A 22525-nucleotide genomic window follows, 5' to 3' on the forward strand; every position below is an offset into this window, starting at 1 on the left:
CGCCGATTACTTCGCGGTGAAGTAGTTGTCGTAGATGGTCTGGTAGTCGCCGCTGTCGCGCAGATCCTGCAGCGCGCCGTCGATCGCCTCGCGCAGCGTGTCCTTCTCACCCTTCGCGAATGCGAAGCCGTAGGACTCGCCGGTCTCGTACTCCTCGACGATCTTGTAGGCGCTGTCGGCCTTCTCATGCTCGAGGTTCACCGGCTGGTCCTGCAGGATCGCATCGATCTGACCGGCCTGCATCGCGGGCCACAGTTCGCCGTCGGACGGGTACTGCACGAGCTCGGCGCCCTTGGCGTTCTCGGTCGCGTAGGCCTCACCCGTGGTGCCCTGCTGCACGCCGACGTTCTTGCCCGACAGGTCGTCGATCGACTTGATGCCCGAGTCCGTGCGCACGAGGAGCGACTGCAGCGACTCGTAGTACGGGTCGGAGAAGTCGATGTTCGCCTTGCGCTCGTCGGTGATCGTCATCGCGGATGCGCCCACGTCGCAGGTGCCTGCGGCGAGCGTGGTCCCAGACTGCAGCGCGTCGAAGCCGACGTCCTGCACGGAGAGCTTGAGGTCGAGCTCCTTCGCGATCGCGTCGAGCAGATCGATGTCGAAGCCGGTGTAGCCCGTGCCGTTGTCGCCGCCCTCGAACTCGAACGGAGCGTAAGGGATGTCGGAGCAGACCGTCAGGGTGCCCGCCTCGACGAGGTCGTACTCGTCGCCGGCCGCCGGCTCACCGGATCCGCCGCTTCCTGCTCCGCCTGCACAGCCCGCGAGAGCGAGGGTGGCGGTCGCGGCGAGCGCGATCCCGGCGATGATGTTGCGACGCTGCATGTCAGCTCCTGAAGGACGAGGGTGTGATCCCCACGGACGGGTAGGAGAACATCTAAACATGCGTCCACCGGCCGAACAGGCCGTGGGCGGCCCTCCGCGGATCACATTTGTGTTGCAAGTGTGACCGAATATGACGGCCGTGTTACAGGTCAGACCTCGAAGTCGACGGCCACCCGTGAGGCGACCACGGAACGCACGTATCCGACGACCTCTTCATGTGCGGGGTGCACCTGGTACTCCTCCAGCGCGGCGATGGAGTCGACGTCCGCGACGAGGGTGACGTCCCAGTTGGCATCGGGATAGGCGACGTTCGCACCGGCAGAGATCGATCGCAACTGCGGCACGACGCCGTCGAGCGCGTTCAGCCGACGGGCGACCTCGGCGGCCTGCTCGGCGCGCTCGTCGGCATCTTCTGCGGCGAGCTTCCAGGTGACGACGTGACGGATCATCCTTGTTCCTTCTTCCGTGCATCGTCGAGCACGGCCGCGTCGAGCGCTTCGCGCAGGCGGTCGGCCGACAGACGCCAGTGCGCGTGCAGGTCTCCGTCGATCAGCACGACGGGGATCTTCTCCCACCACAGCTCATACAGAGCGGGGTCGTCCTGGATCGACGCCTCGACGATCTCGATGCGCTCTGCCGCGGCATCCGGCATCTCGGCGACGACCGCGTCGATGATCTCGGATGCCACGTCGCACAGATGGCAGTCGGGCTTGCCGATGAGGGTCAGCGTGGTCACGCCGACGGCACCTCGACAGCGCGCCCCTGGGCGATCCACTCTCCGGTGCCGCCCTCGACGTTCGTCGCGTCGTACCCACGCGACTCCAGCGCCTCGACGACGCGGGCCGAGCGGCCGCCGGCCTGGCAGATCACGTCGAACGACTCGGCCGGAAGCTCTTCCAGACGGTTGCCGATCTCGGACATCGGGATGTTGACGGCTCCGGGCACGTGGCCCGCTTCGAACTCACTCACCTCGCGCACATCGATGAGCGGGGTGTTCGCGCGCTCGGCGAGCTCGGTGACGGTGATCGACTTCATGGCGTGCTCCTGCGACGAGGGGGAATCCGGGGGTAGAGACACAAAGCGCCCGTCCGGAGACAGGCGCTCGTGTCTGGTCGCTTACTTCTTGTTGCGACGCTGGTGGCGAGTCTTACGAAGCAGCTTGCGGTGCTTCTTCTTCGCCATGCGCTTGCGGCGCTTCTTGATGACAGAACCCACGGAAACCTCACTAAGTCAGTGGCTGGGTGTCGTCGGTGACGGACACCCGGGTACGGGCACGGAAAAATGCCTCGGATCAGTCTAGCAAACTGAACGAGCCTCTCTGTCACCGTACCGGTGAAGTGCGAGGCACGCACATCGCAGAGCTAACCCACGTCGGCGATGGGACGCTGCAGTGCGTCGGCGACCGCGGACTCCGGCACCCGGAAACTGCGACCGAAGCGGATGGCGGGCAACTCCCCAGCGTGCACCATCCGATACACGGTCATCTTGGACACGCGCATGAGTTCGGCGACCTCAGCCACCGTCAGGAACCGGACATCAGGAACCTCGGGCATCCCACGTACCCCTTTCTGGATTTGAGCACACTCTATGGGGAACCTGGGACGCGTGTAAACCCATGTGGCCTGTGTGATCAGTGAGCATCCGCGACGGGAGTCCCAGCGGAGACATAGGATGTATGCCGCATCCGCTCAGAATGCTCTGAGAAGGTGAACCCACGACTCACGATGGCACCATCCGAGTCGACGCGGGCTGGGGCCCGCGGCTTCGCCCCTGACGAGAGCCCCCCGATCGTCAGGGGCGACGTGTGTCCGGGTTCGGAGTCAGCCCCCGAGGCGCTTGAGAGCGTTCGCCACGACGTGCTTCGCGGATGCCGCGGCGCGACCCACGACCTCTGCGGCGTGCGCAGCGCCGTCGGGCAGCGGCTGCCCGGGGTAGTCGATGTCGGGCGCGTCGTCGCCGTACGCGTCCATCAGGAACGGCACGAGCCAATCGTCCACGACCTCGAGAGGCTCCACGGCGAGACTGTAGAAACGGCGCTGGCCATCCTCACGCACGCTGACGAGCTCTGCCTCGCGCAGCACCTTCAGGTGCTTCGAGACGGTGGGCTGGCTGATGCCCAGGTCGGCGACGATGTGGCTGACGCTGGTGCCGGCATCCCCTTCGGTGGTGCGACGCAGGAGGAGCTGGAGGATGTCTCGCCTCGTACCGTCTGCGATCACGTCGAAGATGTCCGTCATGTGATCAGGGTAGTCGTCCCCGGCACGGAGTACCATGACGAAGGCTCGGCGATCGGCGTCGTGCGTCCGCGGATCGCGCGGCAGGAGAACGAAGGGGGACGCGATGTCGGGCATCGTTTCGGCGTCGTCTCCTCGACAGCGGCTCCAGAACGCCGCCTCCTGGGGCAAGCACATCATCACGTCATCGCCCTCACGGTTCGCGATCGTCATCTTCGCGCTCCTCATCCTCGTCTTCACCGTGCTGCTGTCGCTGCCGATCGCCTCCGCCGACCGCACGGTCACTCCCCTCGCCGATGCGCTGTTCACCGCGGTGTCCACGATCTGTGTCACGGGCCTCTCCACCGTCGACATGGCCACGCACTGGTCGCCGTTCGGTCACGTGCTGATCTTCGTCGGCGTAAACATCGGCGCCCTCGGCGTGCTCACCCTCGCATCGCTCATGGGCATGCTGATCTCCAAGCGACTGGGTCTTCGAGCGAAGCTCATGGCCGCCGGCGACACGAACCCGATGCGGGCCCACGGCGGCGTGGTCAACGAGAGCCAGACCGTGCGCCTCGGCGAGGTCGGCCAGCTCCTCACGACGGTGGCCGTCTCGGCCCTCATCATCGAGGGCGCCCTCGCGATCCTCCTCTACCCCGCCCTCGTGATGGCCGGGGTCGAGCCCATCGCCGCCCTGTGGGAGGCGCCGTACTTCGCCGCGATGGCCTTCACGAACACGGGTTTCGCTCCCAATGCCGGCGGCGTGGCCGTGTTCGCCGACGACTACCTCGTCCTGTCGCTGCTGATGGTCGGAGTGTTCCTCGGCAGCATCGGCTTCCCGGTGATCTACACCCTCGCCAAGCACGTCTGGCACGTGAAGAAGTGGTCGCTGCACACCAAGCTCACGCTCGTCACCACCGTTCTCCTGTTCGTACTCGGAGCCGCCGTCTTCCTGATCCTCGAGTACGCCAACCCGAAGACGTTCGGATCGATGGATGCCGCGGACACCACGTTCCAGGCCTTCTTCCTCTCGGCGATGACACGATCCGGCGGCTTCAACGTCATCGAGATGGACGACCTCAACGGATCGTCGCTGCTCGCCGCCAGCATGCTGATGTTCGTCGGCGGCGGCTCGGCATCCACCGCCGGTGGAATCAAGGTCACGACGCTCGCCGTGCTCGCCATCGCCGTGTGGTCGGAGGCGAAGGGGCGCCAGTCGGTCGAGGCGTTCGGCCGCCGCATCCCGAGCGACGTGCAGCGCGTCGCCCTCAGCGTCGTGGCGTGGGGCGCGACCATCGTCGCGCTGTCGACCATCATCATCTCCCAGATCACCAAGGCCGACATCAGTCACGTGCTCTTCGACGTGATCTCGGCCTTCGGCACCGTCGGACTCTCGACAGGCCTCACCGCAGAGCTCCCCGACTCCGCCTCGTACGTGCTCGCGACCACCATCTTCATGGGGCGCGTTGGTACAGTGACTCTCGCCGCGGCCGTCGCCGCGACATCGCGAACGCAGTACTACTCACTGCCCGTGGAAAGGCCGATCGTTGGTTGAAGTCCTCCGGGGCGACGCGCCCGTCCTCGTCATCGGTCTCGGCCGGTTCGGCGCCGCCTGTGCAGGCGAACTCGACCGCCTCGACCGCGAGGTGCTCGCGATCGACGACAACCTCGAGCTCGTGCAGAAGTGGTCGGATCGTGTCACGCACACCGTGCAGGCCGACGCCAAGAACATCGACGCGCTGCGCCAGATCGGCGCGCAGGACTTCCAGGTGGCCGTCGTCGCCGTCGGCTCCTCGATCGAGGCATCGGTGCTGATCACTGCGAACCTCGTCGACCTCAAGGTCCCGCAGATCTGGGCGAAGGCCGTCTCGCAGTCGCACGGCAAGATCCTCGCCCGTGTGGGTGCGAACCACGTGATCTACCCCGAACGCGAGGCCGGCGAGCGCGTCGCGCACCTCGTCTCGGGTCGGATGCTCGACTTCATCCGCTTCGACGACGACTTCGTGCTGGCCAAGATGTACCCGCCGAAGTTCATCCGCGGCGTCGGCCTGAACGAGTCGGGCGTGCGCAGCAAGTACAAGGTCACGGTCGTCGGCGTGAAGAGCCCCGGCAAGCCGTTCCGCTACGCCGAGGCGAACACGATCGTCACCAACCACGACCTGATCATCGTGTCGGGCACCAACAGCGACATCGAGCGTTTCGCCGCCCTCGACCGCTGAGCGGCATCCGCTCGCGCGTCAGGCGTCGATGTCGAGGGTGATCTCGACGACGTCGTCGATCGTGACGCCCTCGCGGTCCTGCAGGGCCTTCTTGATCGGCACGATGTACCCGCCGTCCTTCGGCCAGAGCGCGGTCGTCAGCGTCGTGGTCCCGATCGTCACGGACGCGGGGATCATGCCCCACCCGTAGGTGACGACGCTCGCGACGTCGCCGATCATCTCGCTCTCGGCGGGCGGCACGGTGACGAAGTGGAACGGCGCGGGACCGCGCCAGAACCAGATCTCTCCCGAGAACCGCAGCTGCATGTCAGGCTCCGGCCGCCAGTTCCTTCGCCCGAGCGAGCGCCGCGGCCGCAGCATCCGCGAACGTGCGCTCGAGGTGCGCCTCCTGCAGAACCGCGACGGCCCGCTCCGTGGTGCCCTTCGGGCTCGTGACACGGCGACGGAGCTCTGAGGGCTCCTCCCCCGATGCGTCGAGAAGTGCGGTGGCTCCGATGAAGGTCTGCTCGACCATCGTCCGGGCGTCGGTCTCGCTGAAGCCCATCCCGACGGCGGCCTTGGTGAGCTCCTCGATCAGCAGGTAGACGTAGGCGGGGCCCGAACCCGAGATGGTCGAGAGCGCGTCGATCTGCGACTCCGGCACCTCGACGACCGCTCCGACCGTCTCGAACAGAGAGTGCACCAGTGCGAGATCTTCAGCGGATGCCGCCGCACCGGCCGCGAGACCGGTGACTCCCTTGCCCACCGTCGACGGCGTGTTCGGCATCGATCGGATGACCCGGACGTCGGCGCCGAGGTTGTCGGCGAAGGTCTGGAGGGTGACGCCGGCCGCGAGGCTCACGACGATCGCATCGTCGGCGAGGTGCGGGGCGATCTCGCGGAGCAGGTCCGGCACCATCGCCGGCTTCACCCCGACGAGCACGATGCGAGCCTTCGAGACCGCATCGGCGTTGCCGTCGGTGGCCTCCGAGAGGGCGATGCTCGTCACGCCGTCGAGGTCCGCGAACGCCGCGGCCTTCTCGGGGGTGCGGTTCGTCGCCGTGATGCCTCCGTCGACGCGGATGCCGGATGCGACCACCCCTCGGAGGATCGCACCGCCCATCGAACCGGCACCGAGGAACGCGAGAGCGGGGAGAGAGACAGCCATGTCGTCATCCTACGGCGGGCGTACCCGGCGTCAGCGGGGTAGTCGATCTAGACTCGTCGCATGAGTGCATCGGGCGGCAGCAAGGCGATCATCGCGGCATTCCTGGCGAACCTGGGCATCGCGCTGGCGAAGTTCCTCGCATGGGCGCTCTCGGGGTCGGCATCCATGCTCGCCGAGGCGATCCACTCGGTCGCCGACTCCGGAAACCAGCTGCTGCTCATGCTGGGCGGGCGGAAGGCGAAGCGAGAGGCCGATCGAGCTCACCCGTTCGGCTACGGACGCGAGCGCTATGTCTACGCGTTCGTGGTCTCGATCATCCTGTTCTCGGTCGGCGGCCTGTTCGCGATCTACGAGGCGATCGACAAGCTCACCCACCCCCACGAGCTCGACAAGACGTGGTGGTGGCTCCCGATCGTCGTGCTGGTGGTCGCGATCGGCCTGGAGTCGTTCTCGCTGCGTACCGCGGTGAAGGAGAGCAACCTGGTCCGCGACAAGGACCAGTCCTGGGTGTCGTTCGTCCGGCGCGCGAAGGCGCCCGAGCTGCCGGTCGTGCTGCTCGAGGACGTCGGGGCCCTCACCGGACTCACGTTCGCACTGCTCGGCGTGGGCCTGACCGTGATCACCGGAAACCCGGTCTTCGATGCACTCGGCACGCTGATGATCGGCATCCTGCTCGTGGTCATCGCGATCGTGCTCGGGGTCGAGACCAAGAGCCTCCTCGTGGGCGAGGGAGCGACCTCGGCCGATCACGACCGCATCGTCGACGCGATCAACGCCGGCGACGAGATCGAGAAGATCATCCACATGAAGACCCTCTACCTCGGACCCGATGAGCTGATGGTCGCGGCGAAAATCGCTCTGAACGCCGACAAGCCCCTGCGTGAGGCGGCGGTGGACATCGACGCGATCGAGGCACGGATCCGTGAGGCGCTGCCGATCGCGCGGGTCATCTACATCGAGCCGGACGTGTACCGACCGTCACTCGACCCGGAGCCCTCGACCGACGTCTTCGTGCTCAAGTCCTCGGACTGACGCTCGTCCCGCCTGCTCACCGGCGCTGTTCGAAGAAGTCCCGCAGCAGCGCCGTGGCGGCATCCGCCTCGACGCCACCGATGACCTCGGCCCGATACGGCAGTCGCCTGTCGCGAAGCACGTCGTACATGGATCCCGCAGCACCTGCTTTGTCGTCCCATGCCCCGAACACGACTCGACCGATGCGCGCTTGCAGGATCGCCCCCGCGCACATGAGGCAGGGCTCGAGAGTCACGACCAGAGTGTGGCCGTCGAGATTCCACGAACCGACGGATGCCGCTGCTGCTCGCAGCGCCTCGACCTCGGCGTGACCTGTCGGGTCGTGCGTCGCCTCGCGGTTGTTGCGCCCCTCGGCGACGATGCGTCCATCCGCGTCGAGCACGACCGCACCGACGGGGATCTCGGATGCCGCCGCGGCATCTGCCGCGAGCTCGAGTGCGCGCGCCATCGCGGTGCGGTCGGCAGCGGTCATGGGTCGAGCCTACGACAGCGCGGCCGCGTCGCCACGGGGGCCTCCCGCGGATCCGATGTCGTGCGAGGGCGTCCGGCGCATTAGCCTGTATCCATGCGTGTCCACGTCGCCGACCACCCTCTCGTCACTCACAAGCTCTCGGTCCTGCGCGACCACCGCACACCGTCGCCCGTCTTCCGTCAGCTGACCGAGGAGCTCGTGACCCTCCTCGCGTACGAGGCGACCCGCAACGTGAAGGTCAGCCCCATCGAGATCACCACACCGGTGACCACGACGATGGGTGTGAAGATCTCCGAGCCTCGACCGATCGTGGTGCCCATCCTGCGCGCGGGACTCGGCATGCTCGAGGGCCTCGTGAAGCTGCTGCCGACCGCAGAGGTCGGGTTCCTCGGGATGGTCCGAGACGAGACGACCTTCGAGCCGACGACGTACGCCGAGCGCCTTCCCGATGACCTGAGCGACCGCCAGTGCTTCGCGATCGACCCGATGCTCGCGACCGGCGGCTCGCTCGCCGCTGCGATCCAGTTCCTCTTCGACCGAGGAGCCAAGGACGTCACGGCGATCTGCCTGCTGGGCACGCCCGAGGGTGTCGCCGCGATCGAGGCGCTCGTCGGCGACCGCGATGTCACACTCGTGCTCGGTGCTCTCGACGAGCGCCTGAACGAGAAGGGCTACATCGTCCCGGGTCTCGGCGACGCCGGAGACCGCCTGTACGGCACGGTCTGACGGTCTTGCACCGTCGTTCGCGACCGGAGTCCCCCAGCCACGCTCACACCTTCAGCAGGTAGGCGCGTTCGTCTCCGTAATGCGTGAAGCCGGCCCGAGCGAGGATCGGCGCAGACGTCGCTGTGCGTCCTTTGACCAGCGCGGTGGTCGCCCCGAATGACGCGCTCACGCGAAGGCGCTCGGCGAGGACGGCGCGATAGGCGCCTCGACCACGGGCGTTTTCGAGGGTGGCGGCGCCCCAGAGTCGAGAGAATCCGTCGACGACCGTGCACCCTCCGGTGCTCACCGCCCGACCGTCGAGGCGAGCGAGCACACGGGCCTGTGTTCCGGCGTGGAGCGTCGAGGTCACCTCGTCGAGCTCCGTCCTCAGCCCTTCGTCGTCGAGTGGCTGCTGCTGCCACACGGGGACGTTGATCGCGTCGACCTCACGCACCTGATCGAGCGTGCGCACGACCTCTGCCGTCACGGCGTCGGGGATCTCCACCGAGAGAGCGTCGATCGAGCGCGCGAACACCGCCACCGTGTCGACGTGCTCGGCTCCGCGACGACGAAGAGCGTCTTCGAGGTCGGGTGTGTCCGAGGCGTTGGTCCAGAACCGCAGCTCGGATTCTCCCCACGAACGTGTGCGTTCGACGGCTCGCTCCACGACGGCGACCGCATCGGCGTCGGAGTCGACCTGCGATCCTCGCACGCCCCCACCGAATCGTTCGGGGTAACGCACCAGCTGCAGATCGGCCTTCTCGTGCTCGCTGTCGCGAGGGAACCACACCCACGCGGCCGAGCCACGGAGGATCTCGTCCGTCGTGTGCACCGTCTTCCTTTCCGTCACGCGGCGCCCGGTTCAGCCTGCGGCGCCGACCAGTCGGGCGAAGGCGCTGAGACGCGCCACGCCCTCAGGGGTGCGAGGCAGGTCGTCGAGGAGCGCCGGCGAGTGGATCAGGTAGGCCGCGACCTGCGCTCTCGAGATCGCGACGTTCAGCCGGTTCTGAAGCAGCAGGAACTCGGGGCCGCGCGGGGCGTCTCGGCCGCTGGACGCGGCGAGCGAGGTGATCGAGACCACCGCCTCCTTGCCCTGGAAGTTGTCGACGGTGCCGACCGGCACATCCGGGAACCCTGCTGCCGCGAGTGCGTCGAGAACCAACTGACGCTGCGCGTTGTAGGGCGCGACGACGATGATGTCGCTCTGAGCGAGCGGCCGTGTCGTGGCATCCGCGTCGTTGTCGGTGAAGGGTCGGCCGACGAGGTCTCGCACCAGCGACACGACCTCCGCCGCCTCCTCGGGAGACTGCGTGGCGTTGCCGCGATGACGCAGGGGGACGACATGCAATCCCGGGTCGATTCCCTCGAGCGACCTCAGCTCGGTTCCCGGCGCTGACGCCAGCTGGCCGGCGTAGGCGAGTGTCGACACCGGTGCCGCGACGAACGGGTGCATGCGCCACGAACGCGCCAGGAAGTAGCCGTGATCAGGCTTGACGACCGCATCGCCGTCCATGACCCACCCCAGGGCCGAGGTGTCGACGGGTTCGGGGTGCGCACCCTGGCTCACCTGCGGAAGCTGCTGCGGGTCGCCGAGCAGCAGCAGGCGCTTCGCACCGGCCGCGACGGCGATGGTCGAGGCGAGGGAGAACTGCCCGGCCTCGTCGATCACGAGCAGGTCGAGGCCGGCGCGGTCGACGCGCGACGTGTTGCTGAAGTCCCAGGCGGTTCCTCCGACGACCGCGCCGTGCTCGGCATGCTCGCCGAGGAAGGACGCCATGCCGTTCTTGGGTATCACCGTGTACGACGGGTCGATCGAGGGGTCCTTCGGCGCTTTCGCCACCTGCGCCGCCGGCACGCCGTCTGCGACCACCCGCTCGAGCAGGTTCTCGATGATCGCGTGCGATTGCGCCACCACACCGACGGTGAAGCCGTGGTCGTTGACGAGGCGTGCGATCACCTGGGAGCCCGTGTAGGTCTTGCCCGTGCCCGGAGGGCCCTGCACCGCGAGATAGCTGCGATCGAGGTCGAGGATGCCGCGCACGATCGCGTCGATCGTGTCGTCGTCGTTCGCCGGAAGCGCATCGCCCGATATCGTGCTCGGCGGGATACGACGCAGGATGTCGGTCGCGGCGTCATGCGGGAAGCCGGGTGCTGCGGCGTGAACGGTGTCGGCCCACTCGTCGATCGCGCCCTGCAGCGAGACGACGCGCGGAGGTGCGGCGGGTGTCAGGGCGAGCGGCAGCTCGTCCCAGGTCTGCCCCTGAATCGCCGTCTCGGTGATCAGGTAGCCGTCGTCGAGCACGTCGGCGACCGTCACCGTGTGCGGCACGTGCACGGCACGCGAGGGAACCTCGGTGTCGAACGGGGCGGGCACCGCATAGAGCGCGAACGGCTGAGAACCGGCACCGAGCGTGGTGCCCGGCGACACCTCACCGCGCACCTCGATGTCGCGTGACATCACACGACGCCCCTCCGCGACGCTCCACTCGCGCCGAACGGTCGACGTGGTGCTGTCGATCCGGACCACGTCACGCGTGGCGTCCCACATCGTCACGGGCTCACGCAGCCGCTGGAAGTGCGACACCCAGAAGCTCTTCGCCTCGCGAGGGAAGTAGTCGATCGCCGCGGCCGCGATGCGATGCACCTGCCCGTCTCCGCCTGCATCGACGGCACGCTCGGCATCGGCGAGCAGCGCGACCGACCGCGGCGACGGCTCGTAGATCACCTCGTCGGCCTGATCGGGCGGCGCGGGGTTCACCCCCTCCTTCTTCGCGATCTCGATCAGCCAGTTGCGCAAGCGCCTCGTCGACACGCAGTCGTACCGGTTGTAGTCGGCGAGGTCGGCGAACACCGCATCAGCCTCGGCCTGCTCCCCCGCTGCGGCCAGTTCCTTCGCGGCGACGTACTGGACGATCGAGTCATCGCCCTTCTGCACATCGCTCGTGCGCACATCGTCGCCCATGTAGAGCGGCTCGAGCTTCTTGATCGAGTACGACCTCGACCCCACCCGCACGGTGCGCAGCACCAGCGGATACAGGTCGACGAACACGCCCTCGCGCAGCAGCCGATCGATCTCCCCCTCGCGCACTCCGTGCCGAGCGGCCATCGCGACCAGATGCGAGGTCTCGTAGGGCGCGTAGTGGTAGATGTGCATGCCCGGATGAGCGGCGCGCCGCACCGCGACGAAGTCGAGGAACCGCTCGAACGCCTCGCGCTCGGCGGCGAAGTCGTGCGCCCAGAGCGCGGTGTACTGGTCGGCGTTGTCGACCCATCCGAACAGGTAGTCGATCCCCCAATGCGCGGCGCCGTCCGGCGCGGGCTCGGTGTAGAGCGGGTCGCCCTCGAAGTCGAAGAAGATGTCGCCGTGACTCGGAACCGGCAGCGTATGGATCGCCGCCGCGTAGTGCACGTCGTAGGTCGTGGCGCCCTCGGCATCCGCCCTCAGCTGCAGCTGCGCCTGCGCGCGCAGCGTCTCGAAGGTGTCGACGTTCATGCCCTCCGGCGCAAACGCTGCGGCGGCCAGCGCGTCGATCGTCTCGATGCCGGCCGCGCGCAGCCGAGCGCGCTGCACGGGCCGCATGCGCGCGACCATGAGCAGATCACGGTGGGCGATCACCTGCTCCTCACAGGTGGCGCAGCGACCGCACGCCACGATCTCGAGGTCACCGCGATCGTCACCCCACGCGAGGGCGGCATCGGGCGACGGGTCATCGATCCTGCGGTCGGCGATGAGTGCGCGCAGCCGTGCCCTCCTGACCTGGAAGAGGGGAAGCAGGTCGTTGACGGCATGCGTGCTGATCGAGCCGTCGCCGAGGATGAGGTCGACCTCGTCGGAGCGAGGGATCGCCAGTCGGTCGAGCTGATCGACGTATGCCGCGAGCTGCATGAGAGCCGTGACCCGAGCCTTGCGCGCGAGCTTGGAGTCCTGCACCCGCCAGCGCCCGTCGTCGTCTCGCTTCAGGAAGTCGGCGAACCCGACGAACTCGGGTGTCGCGAATGCCGCCTGGAACACGACCACCGCGTCGGACTCCAGTGCGCGCACCGTCTCGTCGACAGCGGACGCGAGGGCCTCGGCATCGACGGACGACACCTTCTCGATGCGGTGCACCCGATCGTCGCCCAGGTCGTCGATGTACCGCGCGAGGACGTTCTGCTCGTGGACGTCTCCGAGCAGCGCGGCGCGCGCGAGAGTCGCGTCTTCAGGCTCGTAGACGGCCGGCACCCGGCCGAGCTTGGCGTCGATCGCGCGGCACCAGGCGAACTCGCATTCGGCGGCGGCCTTGAGGTCGCTGGCGCTCCAGATGACGCGCTGCGCCTGGGTGTCGATCCGCACGATGCTCCCGTTCTCTCGGATGCTTCGACACTAGCCGCGGCATCCGACACGGGCTCACCGTGCAGGCCGTGTCAGCGCCACCAGGTGTCGTCGGGAGTGACCGGAAGGTGACGCTTGTGCTGGGTCGCGAGGTAGCGCGATTCGATGCGCCCCGCGACCTCGGGGTCGACGGATCGCCCCTCGAGGAAGTCGTCGATCTGCTCGTACGTGAGCCCCAGCTCGTCCTCGTCGGCTCGGCCGGGCTGACCGTCGAGGAGGTCGGCCGTCGGCACCTTGTACGCGAGTCGATCGGGCGCTCCGAGCAGGAGGAGCAGCGAGCGCCCCTGGCGCTTGCTGAGGCCCGACAGCGGAAGGATGTCGGCCGCGCCGTCACCGAACTTCGTGTAGAAGCCCGTGACCGCCTCCGCGGCATGGTCGGTGCCGATGACGATGAGACCGTCGTGCCCGGCGAGCGCGTACTGCGTCACCATGCGCACGCGCGCCTTGATGTTTCCGCGGTTGAAGTCGCTGATGTCGCTCGTGACGGCGAACTCGATGTCCTCCTCGACGCCGTCGACGCCGTTCTGGATGTTCACCTCGACCGAGGCGTCCGGTGCGATGAACTCGAGCGCGGCCTCGGCATCCGCCGCATCCTTCTGCACCCGGTACGGCAGACGCACGGCGAGGAACTTCGCCTCTCCGCCCTCGGCGCGCACACGCTCGACGGCGAGCTGCGCCAGGCGACCGGCGAGGGTCGAGTCCTGCCCGCCGGAGATCCCGAGCACGAAGCCCTTCGCTCCCGTCGTGCGCAGATAGTCGACGAGGAACCCCACACGGCGCTCCACCTCGACTTCGGGGTCGATCTCGGACTTCACACCGAGTGCTTCAGAGATCTGCTGCTGCAGGGTCATGTCTTCCTCCGGTCTGCCCGACGTCAGTATCCTCCCCCAGTGTTACATCGAGATGACGTCGACGGCGCGCGGGCGGCTCCGCGGCGGCCGATCCACCTGAGAGGATGGCTGGGTGAAACTTCTCGTCGCAGCCATGGCCTCCGAACTCGCAGCGTTCCCCGAGGAGCTCGAGGGGTTCGATCAGCTCGTGACCGGCGAGGGCAAGATGCAGGCCGTGTTCGCGCTGACCCGTGCGCTCGATGCCAAGGAGTATTCCGAGGTGGTGGTCGTCGGAACCGCCGGCGGCATCGACCCTGAACTCGAAGCGACCGCGCATGAGATCGGCAGCGCACTGCAGCACGACGTGTTCGACCTCGACGGTGTCGCAGGTCAGCACGTGTCTCTGCCCGCTCGCGTGTCGACCGGCCGCGAGGGCGTGCTGATCGCGACCGGCGACAGTTTCGTCGGAGATGCCGGGATCACCGCCGTCATCCGACCGTCCGGCGCAGGCCTGGTCGACATGGAGACCTACGCGTACATCTGGGTCGCGCAGCAGTTCGGTGTGCCGATCCGCGCGTTCCGTGCGATCTCCGACCGGGCCGAAGACGGCGCACTGGTCGACTTCCGCGAGGCGATCGCGCGGTGCAGCGTGCAACTGCGAGAGGTGATCCGCCGGGAGTACGGCGTCTGAGGATGATGCTCCGCTGACCGACGGGTCCGGCGAGGATGGCGCGGACCTCAGCGCGATTCGATGACGCTCGGTCCCTCCGACGTCGCACGCACTCGGAGCTGCGCCGGGATCTGCTCCTGCATCGCCTCGACGTGGCTGATCACGCCCACCGTGCGGCCGCCCTGCCTGAGCTCGTCGAGCGTGCGCATCGCGATGTCGAGCGTGTCGCCGTCGAGGGAACCGAACCCCTCGTCGATGAACAGCGTGTCGAGACGGATGCCGCCCGCACGCGCCGTGACGACCTCGGCGAGACCGAGTGCCAGCGCGAGTGAGCTGAGGAACGTCTCTCCGCCGGAGAGCGACTGCGCCGGGCGCGTCTGTCCGGTGAAGGCGTCGAACACGACGATGCCCAGGCCCGACGCCGCTCCGCGAGCGGCGAGGGCATCGGAGTGCCGGAGCTGAAAGCGCCCGGTCGACATGTCACCGAGGCGACGGTTCGCCGCGTCGACGATCTCTTCGAGTTCGGCAGCGAGGACGAACGTCTCGAGGGTCATCTTGCGCGTGTTCGCCCCGCGGCCCGCGATGGTGTCGGCCAGTCCTCGAAGGATCTCGAAGTCGGCCGAGTCGCCTGCGACGCGCGCGTGCTCGGCGGCGGCGGAATCGATGATCGCGGTGAGCTGGTCGGCCACGCCCGCAGCTCTCCCCGCGTCGTCGACCGCCGTCGTCCACCTCTGACGCGCGGCCCGTGATTCCTGCTCCGCGGGTTCGAGGTCGATCGGCTCCTCGGGAAGCGTGCGGAGCTCGAGATCGAGCAGGATCGCCCGCTCCTTCTCTCGCTGCACCGCGTGCCTGGTGATCCGGTTCTCGAGGGCGGTCATCGCGGCGGCGGATCGGAGGGCTGCCTCTGCACCCGCGGCGTCGTCGAAGACCGATGCCTCGAGCGCGGCGTCCTGTTCGGCCCTCGCCGCCGTCGCGGTCTCGGCTCTGCGCACCGTTTCCGCAGACGTCTCGACCAGCGCGACGGCCGCAGCGATCTCGGCGGTCGTCGCGGCCAGTCGGTCTGCCACCGACGAGAACTCGCCCCGGGCTTCGGCGACCGCCGCGTGCGTCTCGGCGACCCGCTGCGCGAGCAGCACCTGTGTCTCGCGGGCCGTGGCGAGAGCCGTGGCGTCGGCGTCGTGTTCGGCGTCGAGTCGGTGGATGCGCTCGATCAGCGTGTCGCGCACCTCGTCAAGGTTTCGCATCCGCTCGATCGCGGCGATGCCCTGCGCATGCTCTTCCGTCGCGAGCGAGAGCTCAGCAGCCGCGGACTCGGCATCCTTGCCGTCTGCCCTCGTCACGGCCGCGGCGAGCTCGGCGCGCAACGTCGACACGAGCTCCGCCGCCGCTCGTTCGCCCCGGGCGAGGCGGTCGCGTTCGGACTCCGCCTCATCGATGTCATCCGCGGAGACGGGATCTGCATGGACGGCCGGCGCCGGATGCTCGCGCGAACCGCAGACCGGACACGCGTCGCCCTCGCGCAAGGCGGTGGCCAGCTCACCGGCGAAACCGTCGAGTCGACGCTGTCGCAGTCGCGCGAGCAGCGACTGTGCGGAGGCCAGCGAGGCGCTCGCGTCGGCGAGCGCCCGCTCCGCCGTGATGCGGTCGACCTCGAGTCGGGCCACCTCGAGCGCAGCCGCATGGCGTGCGGCTGCGGCGTCTCGCGCAGTGGCCAGGTCGTTCGTGCGGTCGGCGACCCGGCGCGCGTCGTCGCGCTCACGAGTGAGCTCGTCGAGCTGCGCGGGAAGCGCCGCACGCTCGGCCGCGCCCGCCTCGACGCGGATCTTCGCCTCCGTCAGCGCATCGACGGCTGCGGCGAGCTCCGCGTCGAGCCCTGGGGCCGACCTCTCCAGCTCCGCCGCCCGCTCCCATGCCCCCGTCAGCTTCGTGCGTTCGGCAGCCCAGACGGCAAGGTCACCGACCTCGATGCCGTGCGTTTCCCAGGCGGCTCGGGCCCGTGTCTCCGCCGCGACCGCGGCGTCGAGCGCGGCACTCGCCTTGACCGCCGCGTCGATCGGGCCGCGCAGCACCTCGGCCGCTCTGGCGTTCTCCCACTCCACGCGTGCGTCGCGGATCGACGGCTCCTCGGCCTCGAGTCGCGCGAGTGCGAGTCTGGCGCGGTCTCGCTCGACCTGCGCGCGCTGCTCGTCACGCAGCGTCGCAAGCGCCGCATCGGCCTCGACGGAGAGTCTCTCGGCGTCGAGGCGCTCAGCCGCCCGCCGCTCGGCGCGATAGTCCGCGCGCGCCTTCGCCTGTCTCAAGCCTTCGAGACGCTCGTCGGTGGTCGCCACCGCACCCGGCTCTTCGGTGCCGATCTCGCCGTCGGGCGAGTCGACGGCGCCAGGACCGAGCTCGGCCTTCGACACGAGCCGCTCGCCCTCGTCGAGCCTCGCCGAGACGGTCGCCAGTCGTGCGCCCAGCGAGTGTTCCGCGGCCTTGCGTCGCTCATCGAATCGAGCCTGCACGTCTTCGAAGCGCTCCGTACCGAACAGACGCCGCAGCAGCGCCTGCCGATCTTTGCTTCCCGCGAGCAGGAACTCCGAGAAGCGGTTCTGAGCGAGCAGGATGACCTGGAGGAACTGCTCACGACTCAGCTGCAGGATCTCATCGAGCTCGTAGGCGGCTTCGCGCTCCTTCGCGGCCAGCCCCACCCATTCCCCACCGACGAGCGTGTCGAGCTGCACGGCGGCGGGCTGCACCGTCAGGCCTCCGCCGCGCTTCTTGGGCCGCTCGTACTCGGGCGACCGAGTGACACGGTAGCGTCCTGCCGAGGTGCTGAACTCGACCACGACCTCCGTCACATCGTCGGGTTCGCAGTGATCGCTGCGGAGCCTCTTCTCGCCCCCCTCGTATCGCGGCACCCCGCCGTAGAGTCCGAAGCACACGGCATCGAGGATGCTCGATTTTCCGGCGCCGGTGCGCCCGGCGATCAGGAAGATGCCGTCGTCGGCGAATGCGTCGAAATCCACGACTTGACGGTCACGGAAGGGGCCGAATCCCTCGACCTGGAGTCGGTGCAGCTGCATCAGCGCACCGTCTTCGCTGTCAGAGCGTGGCCATGTCGAATCATCACCGGACTAGATCAGCGCTTCTGCGCGCACGCGGTCGTCGAGCACCTCGCGGATCAGCTCGCCCTCGCGCGCACTCGGACCGTGCCCTGATCGGACATGTTCGAGGAAGGCTTCAATGCGCTCGGGGTCGGTGACCGCACCGCGGAGTCGCTCGACGTAGGAGCGTTCGATCCGCTCCGCCGTCTCGGACGGCTGGTGCTGCACCATCGCGCAGTGCGGATACCGGTCGCGCAGTCGACGCATCGGCTCGGTCTGAGCGAGGGCGTCGGTGTACACCGCGCACACCCAGTCGCCTGCGTGCGCCGCCACGTTCTCGTCGGACAGGATCTCGTCGAGCGTGCCGGTGAGCGTGACCAGCCGACGAGGGACGGGCAGGTCGAGCCAGTCGACCGAGGCGAGCCCCGCCGCGTCGAGCTCGACGAGCCATGATCCGCGCGGCTTGCTCTGCTCGCCGAAGCTGTAGTGCAGGGGTGCGCCCGAATAGCGCACGCGGTCGCTGATCTGCTGTCGCCCGTGGATGTGGCCGAGGGCGACGTAGTCCGGACCGTCGAAGACCGACAGCGGGACGACGTCGAGCCCGCCCTGGCGGACCTCGCGCTCCAGGCCCAGAGTCGCGTCGACCCCCGCTGCGAAGCAGTGTGCGATCGCGACGGATCGACCGGGGTGCTCCCCCATCCCGGCACGGACGAGATCCATCGCGTGCGCGAGCGTCTGCGCCTGGGTGCGCAGCTCGACCCCGCTCCAGTGCTGACGCACGATCGCGGGCTCGAGGTACGGGATGCCGTAGAAGTGCACCGGCCCGTCGGCATCCGCCAGCGTCACCGGTGTGCCGATCGCGAGCGGGTCGGTGAGGACATGGATGCCGTCGCGCAGCAGACGCGCCTGGAATCCGAGCCGAGCGGCGGAGTCATGGTTGCCGCTCGTGACGATCACTCGCGCGCCCGTCTCGTGCAGCGCGACCAGGGCGTCGCCGAGCAGCGTGTACGCAGCGCCCGCCGGCGTCGCGGAGTCGAAGACGTCACCCGCGACGATCACGACGTCGACAGCGTTCTCCCGCACCTGCTCGGTGAGCGCCCCGAGCACCTCGGCCAGCGCGTCCATGGTCGAGTTGCCATGGAAGGTGCGGCCGATGTGCCAGTCGGAGGTGTGCAGGATGCGCATACTCACACGGTACGAAGCCCCACCGACATTCGGTCCGAGGCGTGCCGCGGCATCCGTTCCTGACACCGGATCCGACCGGATCCCGAGCGGGACGGACGCCGCGAGCGCCTCAGTGCGCGCCGACCGCCATTCCCGGCTGCGCCGGCATCAGTTCGTCCTTCGTGCCGCGCACCATGATGGCGGCGATCACGGCGGCCACGACCATGAGGATCGACGCGACGATGAAGATCCAGCCGTACGCCTCGGTGAGCTGCCATGGCGTGAGGTCCGCCTGCGCATGCCCGCCCACCGAAGCCGCGTACACGGCCGTGAACACCGACAGCCCGATCGATCCGCCGATCTGCATCGTGGAGTTGGCAACGGCCGATGCGACCCCCGCGTCGTGCGGCGCGACTCCCGTGAGGGCGAGGTTCTGCAGCGGGATGAACACGAAGCCCATGCCGATCCCGAGGAGCACGAGCGCCGGGGCGATCTGCACGATGTATGCCCCGTCCGGGGTGATGCCCGACAGCAGGAACAGACCGGCCGCCGCGATCAGCGGCTTGACGACGAGCATCGGCCGCGGTCCGATGACGGTGAGGAGCTTCGTCGCGATGGGCGCGATGATCATCGTGGCGATCGGCAGCGGAAGTGTCGCTGCACCCGCCGGGAGCGCGCCCATCCCGAGCACGAACTGGAGGTGGAAGGTCAGGTAGAGCGTGGCCCCGATCATGATCGCGCCGGCGATGGCCTGGATCAGGAAGGCGCCCCCGCGGACGCGATCGGCGACGACGCGCAGCGGCAGCAGCGGCTGGGCCACCCGGCTCTCGACCCATACGAACGCACCGAGCAGCACGACACCGAGTGCGAGGAACCCGATGGTCAGCGGGTCGCCCCAGCCGTTCTCGGCCAGGCTGAATCCGTAGACGAGCGCACCGAGTCCGAGGGTCACGGTGATCGCACCCCACACGTCGTAGCGGTTGTCGCCCTCGGCGCGGCTCTCGGTGAGGAAGAGCGCACCGCCGACGAGACCGACGGCCACGAAGAAGAGGTTGACCAGCAGACACCAGCGCCAGTCGGCGAACTCGGTGAGGAAACCGCCGAGCAGCAGTCCGATCGCGGCGCCGGTTCCGGCGACGGTTCCGAAGACCGCGAACGCGGTGTTCCGCTCGCGTCCCGACGGGAAGGCCACCGTCAGCAGGGCGAGGGCAGCCGGCGCGAGAAGCGCGGCGAAGCCGCCCTGCAGACCGCGCGCGAGGATGAGCTCCCACCCCTGCTGTGCGAGCCCGCCGAAGAGGGAGGCCGCGCCGAAACCGACCATGCCGATCATGAAGGTGCGCTTGCGACCGACGTAGTCGGCGATGCGACCGCCGAGCAGCAGCAGCGCGCCGAACGCGAGGGCGTAGGCGGTGACGACCCACTGTCGTTGGCCGTCGCTGAGGCCGAGGGCAGCCTGCGCGCTCGGGAGAGCGATGCTGACGATGGTGCCGTCGAGGACGACGATCAGCTGCGTGAGAGAGATGACGGCGAGCGCCCACCACTTGGCCTGGGGGCGGGCGCGCAAGGACGATGACATGGAAGAACCTCCGGTGTCGGGAACGATGCCGGAGGTTTCGAGCCTCGGACCAGCGCGCTGAGAGCGCCTGACCACCTCAGCCGACGGGGCTGAGCAGAAGATCCGTAGTACCCGAGGTGAGGCTGTGTGAGTACGAGCGGAAGGTCCCCTGACCCACCCTCGTCACGATGATCGGCACGTGGTGATGCGAGATGCGCGATGCGCGATCACATGTGCGGGGTGCGGGGCTGCGCGATGCGAATCTGGGCTGCCCTCCGCCCGACATGTGCCGGAATTGCCCCTCCGGCTGGGGTTGTGCCCGCCTCGTCGTGACTACCGACTTCCGCTCTTCACTCCTTCAGGTCGTGTAGCCAGTTCGCCTGCTGGATCCGATTGTCGAGTTCGCGCAGCTCCTGCGCGACCGCATCCGCGCGCGAGCGCAGCTCGGCCACGGGGAGCGCGGAGATCTGCCGCAGTTCCGAGCGCATCTGACGGAGGAACTGGTCGTTCGCGCCGGATGCCGCGGCGGCGGCGTCCGCGAGCAGAGAATGCTGCAGACGGAGCACGTCACGCGCGGCGAGCGCATCCGTCATCGTCCCGTCGGCGCCGAGGTCGAGCCGGGAGTTGGTCGCGTTGATCCGTCTGATCAGGTCGCGGAGCTGCTCCAGGGCGGCGTCAGCTTCGACGAGCAGAGCCGACGCGTCCTCCGCCGGTTCCTCGCCTTCCTGATAGCGGGCGTTCGCGGTGATGCGCGCGCGCAACTGCTCGATGCGACGCTGCAGATCGGCGCGGGCGGTGAGGGCCTCTGCGAGTTTCATGCCTTCATCCTGGCAGGACGCCGCTCCGTAACACAGCGTCACACGGCACGGATCAGCGCGAACGGAGGAGCGACGCGTGTTCGGGGTGTGCCGAGAACCAGTCCGAGACGTACCAGCAGACGGCGTCGACCTTGCGATCGCCCCGCGCCTCGATGTCGGCGACAGCACCCTCGACGACCGTGCCGGCATAGCCGTGGCCGCGGAAAGTCGGGATTGTGAACGCTCTCGTGAGCGCGATCGTGCGTCCGTCGTCACGGTAGTCGAGCACGCTGACGAGCTGCCCGTCTCGCGTCAGCGTGTACCGCGATGCGTCCTTCTCGTCGGTGAGGATGAAGCCGGAGGCGAGGGTCGAGGTGGTCACCCGAACCACGTTACGCCCGCACTCGGCACCGACGGCCGTTTTGACACGCGCGGACTTCTTCCGACATAATCCCCCCATGACTACCAACGCAAGCCCTTTGTCCGCCCAGGAGGCGAACAGGACTGCCGGGATGATGATGCCCGGTCGCGTTGGCATGTGTTGCCGAATGTGTCGCTGAACGAACAGCCACTCCGTCTGACCTGACTTCTCGCGATCTGCGAGGTACAGGTCTTCGAGCATCCACCCTTTGCTCGCTCTTCCGGCTCGCCCGGTCATTCATGCAACGCATCAGAGCCTCTCTCCGGCTCACGTCCTGAGGACTTCATCATCATGTCGAACATCGCACTTCTCGAGCGTCCCGCCGTCTCCGCCGCTGTCCGCACCGCGTCAGCCCCCACGACCGCACCGCTCGATGCTGATCTTCCCGCCGTCCGCTCGCCCCGCGGCTTCGCGCTCTACGTCGGACTCGACGAGATCAAGGCGGCCGAGGCCGGCGTCAGCCTTCCGCTTCTCGTCGACGCTCTGCGTCGCACCCTCGCCGAACTGGCGCCCGGTGCGGAGACCCACGCCACCGTCGCCCTCGCACCGCACGGGTCCGGAGGCCGCGACCTCGACGTCGTCCGCCTCGCACTGCACGAGCCCGGCGCGATCGCCCGCACCAAGGCCGCGGCCGAGGAGGAGACCACCGACGAAGAGGGTGGCGTCGTCGTCGACATCTCGCGCAAGCGCGTCCTGATCGACGGGGAGTCTGCGGCCTTCACCTACAAGGAGTTCGAGCTGCTGCAGTACCTCGTGCTCCGCGAGGGACGCACGATCGAGCGCAGCGAGCTCGTCTCGGCGCTGTGGCAGGCGCAGGACGACGAGACCCCGGGTGAGCGCACTATCGACGTGCACGTGCGTCGCCTTCGCGCCAAGCTCGGCCGCTACGAGGACATCGTGCGCACCGTGCGCGGCATCGGCTACCGCTTCGACCGTCACGCCGACGTCGTCATCCGCTACGGCCACGGCACTCCCTCGCCCGACCGCTTCTGATCCGAGTGTCAGCCCCGCCACGTA

General features: G+C 68.3%; 24 protein-coding genes. 6 read left to right on the forward strand and 18 right to left on the reverse strand.

Annotated elements, in window-relative coordinates; all coding sequences use genetic code 11:
• Positions 1–6: 6 nt before the first annotated feature.
• From ACTJKH_RS07715 to ACTJKH_RS07745, 7 genes are all read right to left on the reverse strand, one after another.
• Positions 7–822, reverse strand: coding sequence for a basic amino acid ABC transporter substrate-binding protein (locus ACTJKH_RS07715; protein WP_259160316.1), 816 nt, complete (start codon positions 820–822; stop codon positions 7–9).
• A gap of 149 nt (positions 823–971) precedes the next feature.
• A complete protein-coding gene (locus ACTJKH_RS07720) occupies positions 972–1271 on the reverse strand; it encodes a Dabb family protein (RefSeq protein WP_440736418.1) in 300 nt (99 codons plus the stop codon).
• Positions 1268–1558, reverse strand: a complete 291-nt coding sequence (locus ACTJKH_RS07725) for a glutaredoxin family protein (RefSeq protein ID WP_440736419.1) — start codon at positions 1556–1558, stop codon at positions 1268–1270. Before ACTJKH_RS07725 ends, ACTJKH_RS07720 begins: the two co-directional genes overlap by 4 nt.
• Positions 1555–1857 (reverse strand): rhodanese-like domain-containing protein, encoded by a 303-nt coding sequence (locus ACTJKH_RS07730; protein ID WP_440736420.1) that lies wholly within the window; start codon positions 1855–1857, stop codon positions 1555–1557. Before ACTJKH_RS07730 ends, ACTJKH_RS07725 begins: the two co-directional genes overlap by 4 nt.
• Before the next feature lie 81 nt (positions 1858–1938).
• A complete protein-coding gene (locus ACTJKH_RS07735) occupies positions 1939–2037 on the reverse strand; it encodes a 30S ribosomal protein bS22 (RefSeq protein WP_003792170.1) in 99 nt (32 codons plus the stop codon).
• 146 nt (positions 2038–2183) lie between these two features.
• The gene (locus ACTJKH_RS07740) at positions 2184–2375 is read right to left on the reverse strand and encodes a helix-turn-helix domain-containing protein (RefSeq protein WP_042538977.1); all 192 of its coding nucleotides are present in this window, start codon (positions 2373–2375) and stop codon (positions 2184–2186) included.
• A gap of 267 nt (positions 2376–2642) precedes the next feature.
• Positions 2643–3059 (reverse strand): ArsR/SmtB family transcription factor, encoded by a 417-nt coding sequence (locus ACTJKH_RS07745; protein WP_210097107.1) that lies wholly within the window; start codon positions 3057–3059, stop codon positions 2643–2645.
• A 103-nt stretch (positions 3060–3162) separates the two neighbouring features.
• On the opposite strand from ACTJKH_RS07745, the gene ACTJKH_RS07750 reads away from it, so the two are divergent.
• Positions 3163–4593: a TrkH family potassium uptake protein gene (locus tag ACTJKH_RS07750; protein WP_259160324.1), complete on the forward strand. Its 1431-nt coding sequence runs from the start codon at positions 3163–3165 to the stop codon at positions 4591–4593.
• Positions 4586–5257, forward strand: coding sequence for a potassium channel family protein (locus tag ACTJKH_RS07755; RefSeq protein ID WP_047520565.1), 672 nt, complete (start codon positions 4586–4588; stop codon positions 5255–5257). The genes ACTJKH_RS07750 and ACTJKH_RS07755 overlap by 8 nt, the downstream gene beginning before the upstream one ends.
• 18 nt (positions 5258–5275) lie before the next feature.
• On the opposite strand, the gene ACTJKH_RS07760 is transcribed toward ACTJKH_RS07755, so the two are convergent.
• A complete protein-coding gene (locus tag ACTJKH_RS07760; protein WP_259160325.1) occupies positions 5276–5563 on the reverse strand; it encodes a DUF1905 domain-containing protein in 288 nt (95 codons plus the stop codon).
• A 1-nt stretch (position 5564) separates the two neighbouring features.
• Positions 5565–6404, reverse strand: a complete 840-nt coding sequence (proC, locus tag ACTJKH_RS07765) for a pyrroline-5-carboxylate reductase (protein WP_440736421.1) — start codon at positions 6402–6404, stop codon at positions 5565–5567.
• 60 nt (positions 6405–6464) lie between these two features.
• Here proC and ACTJKH_RS07770 point away from each other — a divergent pair, with 60 nt between their 5' ends.
• Positions 6465–7436 (forward strand): cation diffusion facilitator family transporter, encoded by a 972-nt coding sequence (locus tag ACTJKH_RS07770; RefSeq protein ID WP_210097103.1) that lies wholly within the window; start codon positions 6465–6467, stop codon positions 7434–7436.
• A 16-nt stretch (positions 7437–7452) separates the two neighbouring features.
• Here the strand turns inward: ACTJKH_RS07770 and tadA are convergent, their stop codons facing one another.
• A complete protein-coding gene (gene tadA, locus ACTJKH_RS07775; RefSeq protein ID WP_440736422.1) occupies positions 7453–7908 on the reverse strand; it encodes a tRNA adenosine(34) deaminase TadA in 456 nt (151 codons plus the stop codon).
• Positions 7909–8001: 93 nt separating this feature from the next.
• Here tadA and upp point away from each other — a divergent pair, with 93 nt between their 5' ends.
• Positions 8002–8634 (forward strand): uracil phosphoribosyltransferase, encoded by a 633-nt coding sequence (upp, locus tag ACTJKH_RS07780; protein WP_056515754.1) that lies wholly within the window; start codon positions 8002–8004, stop codon positions 8632–8634.
• A 43-nt stretch (positions 8635–8677) separates the two neighbouring features.
• Here the strand turns inward: upp and ACTJKH_RS07785 are convergent, their stop codons facing one another.
• The 3 genes from ACTJKH_RS07785 to nadE form a co-directional block, all read right to left on the reverse strand.
• Positions 8678–9445: a hypothetical protein gene (locus tag ACTJKH_RS07785; RefSeq protein WP_440736423.1), complete on the reverse strand. Its 768-nt coding sequence runs from the start codon at positions 9443–9445 to the stop codon at positions 8678–8680.
• A gap of 30 nt (positions 9446–9475) precedes the next feature.
• Entirely contained in the window at positions 9476–12946 is a 3471-nt protein-coding gene (locus ACTJKH_RS07790; RefSeq protein WP_440736424.1) for a TM0106 family RecB-like putative nuclease, read from the reverse strand.
• Between the two features lie 71 nt (positions 12947–13017).
• Entirely contained in the window at positions 13018–13836 is an 819-nt protein-coding gene (gene nadE, locus ACTJKH_RS07795) for an ammonia-dependent NAD(+) synthetase (protein ID WP_210097098.1), read from the reverse strand.
• Positions 13837–13948: 112 nt separating this feature from the next.
• Here nadE and ACTJKH_RS07800 point away from each other — a divergent pair, with 112 nt between their 5' ends.
• Positions 13949–14506, forward strand: a complete 558-nt coding sequence (locus tag ACTJKH_RS07800; RefSeq protein WP_311244902.1) for a phosphorylase family protein — start codon at positions 13949–13951, stop codon at positions 14504–14506.
• Between the two features lie 47 nt (positions 14507–14553).
• Here ACTJKH_RS07800 and ACTJKH_RS07805 read toward each other — a convergent pair whose 3' ends face one another.
• The 5 genes from ACTJKH_RS07805 to ACTJKH_RS07825 all read right to left on the reverse strand — a co-directional run bounded on the left by ACTJKH_RS07805 (position 14554) and on the right by ACTJKH_RS07825 (position 21469).
• Positions 14554–17550 (reverse strand): AAA family ATPase, encoded by a 2997-nt coding sequence (locus tag ACTJKH_RS07805; protein WP_440736425.1) that lies wholly within the window; start codon positions 17548–17550, stop codon positions 14554–14556.
• Positions 17551–17601: 51 nt separating this feature from the next.
• Positions 17602–18756, reverse strand: coding sequence for an exonuclease SbcCD subunit D (locus ACTJKH_RS07810; RefSeq protein WP_440736426.1), 1155 nt, complete (start codon positions 18754–18756; stop codon positions 17602–17604).
• Between the two features lie 109 nt (positions 18757–18865).
• Positions 18866–20311 carry an MFS transporter gene (locus tag ACTJKH_RS07815; protein ID WP_440736427.1) on the reverse strand — a complete coding sequence of 482 codons (1446 nt, stop codon included), beginning with the start codon at positions 20309–20311 and terminating at the stop codon, positions 18866–18868.
• 329 nt (positions 20312–20640) lie between these two features.
• Positions 20641–21108, reverse strand: coding sequence for a DIP1984 family protein (locus ACTJKH_RS07820; protein WP_440736428.1), 468 nt, complete (start codon positions 21106–21108; stop codon positions 20641–20643).
• A 52-nt stretch (positions 21109–21160) separates the two neighbouring features.
• The gene (locus ACTJKH_RS07825) at positions 21161–21469 is read right to left on the reverse strand and encodes a GNAT family N-acetyltransferase (RefSeq protein ID WP_440736429.1); all 309 of its coding nucleotides are present in this window, start codon (positions 21467–21469) and stop codon (positions 21161–21163) included.
• Between the two features lie 330 nt (positions 21470–21799).
• On the opposite strand from ACTJKH_RS07825, the gene ACTJKH_RS07830 reads away from it, so the two are divergent.
• Complete coding sequence (locus ACTJKH_RS07830; RefSeq protein ID WP_434332705.1) at positions 21800–22501, forward strand: winged helix-turn-helix domain-containing protein; 702 nt, start codon at positions 21800–21802, stop codon at positions 22499–22501.
• Positions 22502–22525 lie beyond the last annotated feature (24 nt).

The organism is Microbacterium sp. 22215 (genome assembly GCF_052045655.1).
In the GTDB taxonomy this organism is placed as follows: domain Bacteria; phylum Actinomycetota; class Actinomycetes; order Actinomycetales; family Microbacteriaceae; genus Microbacterium; species Microbacterium phyllosphaerae.

Excerpts from the sequence above, each read along its gene's own strand:
- ACTJKH_RS07715 (WP_259160316.1), bottom strand. The coding sequence starts at position 822 with ATGCAGCGTCGCAACATCATCGCCGGGATCGCGCTCGCCGCGACCGCC.
- ACTJKH_RS07720 (WP_440736418.1), bottom strand. The coding sequence starts at position 1,271 with ATGATCCGTCACGTCGTCACCTGGAAGCTCGCCGCAGAAGATGCCGAC.
- ACTJKH_RS07730 (WP_440736420.1), bottom strand. The coding sequence starts at position 1,857 with ATGAAGTCGATCACCGTCACCGAGCTCGCCGAGCGCGCGAACACCCCG.
- ACTJKH_RS07740 (WP_042538977.1), bottom strand. The coding sequence starts at position 2,375 with ATGCCCGAGGTTCCTGATGTCCGGTTCCTGACGGTGGCTGAGGTCGCC.
- ACTJKH_RS07745 (WP_210097107.1), bottom strand. The coding sequence starts at position 3,059 with ATGACGGACATCTTCGACGTGATCGCAGACGGTACGAGGCGAGACATC.
- ACTJKH_RS07750 (WP_259160324.1), top strand. The coding sequence starts at position 3,163 with ATGTCGGGCATCGTTTCGGCGTCGTCTCCTCGACAGCGGCTCCAGAAC.
- ACTJKH_RS07760 (WP_259160325.1), bottom strand. The coding sequence starts at position 5,563 with ATGCAGCTGCGGTTCTCGGGAGAGATCTGGTTCTGGCGCGGTCCCGCG.
- proC (WP_440736421.1), bottom strand. The coding sequence starts at position 6,404 with ATGGCTGTCTCTCTCCCCGCTCTCGCGTTCCTCGGTGCCGGTTCGATG.
- ACTJKH_RS07770 (WP_210097103.1), top strand. The coding sequence starts at position 6,465 with ATGAGTGCATCGGGCGGCAGCAAGGCGATCATCGCGGCATTCCTGGCG.
- tadA (WP_440736422.1), bottom strand. The coding sequence starts at position 7,908 with ATGACCGCTGCCGACCGCACCGCGATGGCGCGCGCACTCGAGCTCGCG.
- upp (WP_056515754.1), top strand. The coding sequence starts at position 8,002 with ATGCGTGTCCACGTCGCCGACCACCCTCTCGTCACTCACAAGCTCTCG.
- nadE (WP_210097098.1), bottom strand. The coding sequence starts at position 13,836 with ATGACCCTGCAGCAGCAGATCTCTGAAGCACTCGGTGTGAAGTCCGAG.
- ACTJKH_RS07805 (WP_440736425.1), bottom strand. The coding sequence starts at position 17,550 with ATGCAGCTGCACCGACTCCAGGTCGAGGGATTCGGCCCCTTCCGTGAC.
- ACTJKH_RS07810 (WP_440736426.1), bottom strand. The coding sequence starts at position 18,756 with ATGCGCATCCTGCACACCTCCGACTGGCACATCGGCCGCACCTTCCAT.
- ACTJKH_RS07815 (WP_440736427.1), bottom strand. The coding sequence starts at position 20,311 with ATGTCATCGTCCTTGCGCGCCCGCCCCCAGGCCAAGTGGTGGGCGCTC.
- ACTJKH_RS07820 (WP_440736428.1), bottom strand. The coding sequence starts at position 21,108 with ATGAAACTCGCAGAGGCCCTCACCGCCCGCGCCGATCTGCAGCGTCGC.
- ACTJKH_RS07830 (WP_434332705.1), top strand. The coding sequence starts at position 21,800 with ATGTCGAACATCGCACTTCTCGAGCGTCCCGCCGTCTCCGCCGCTGTC.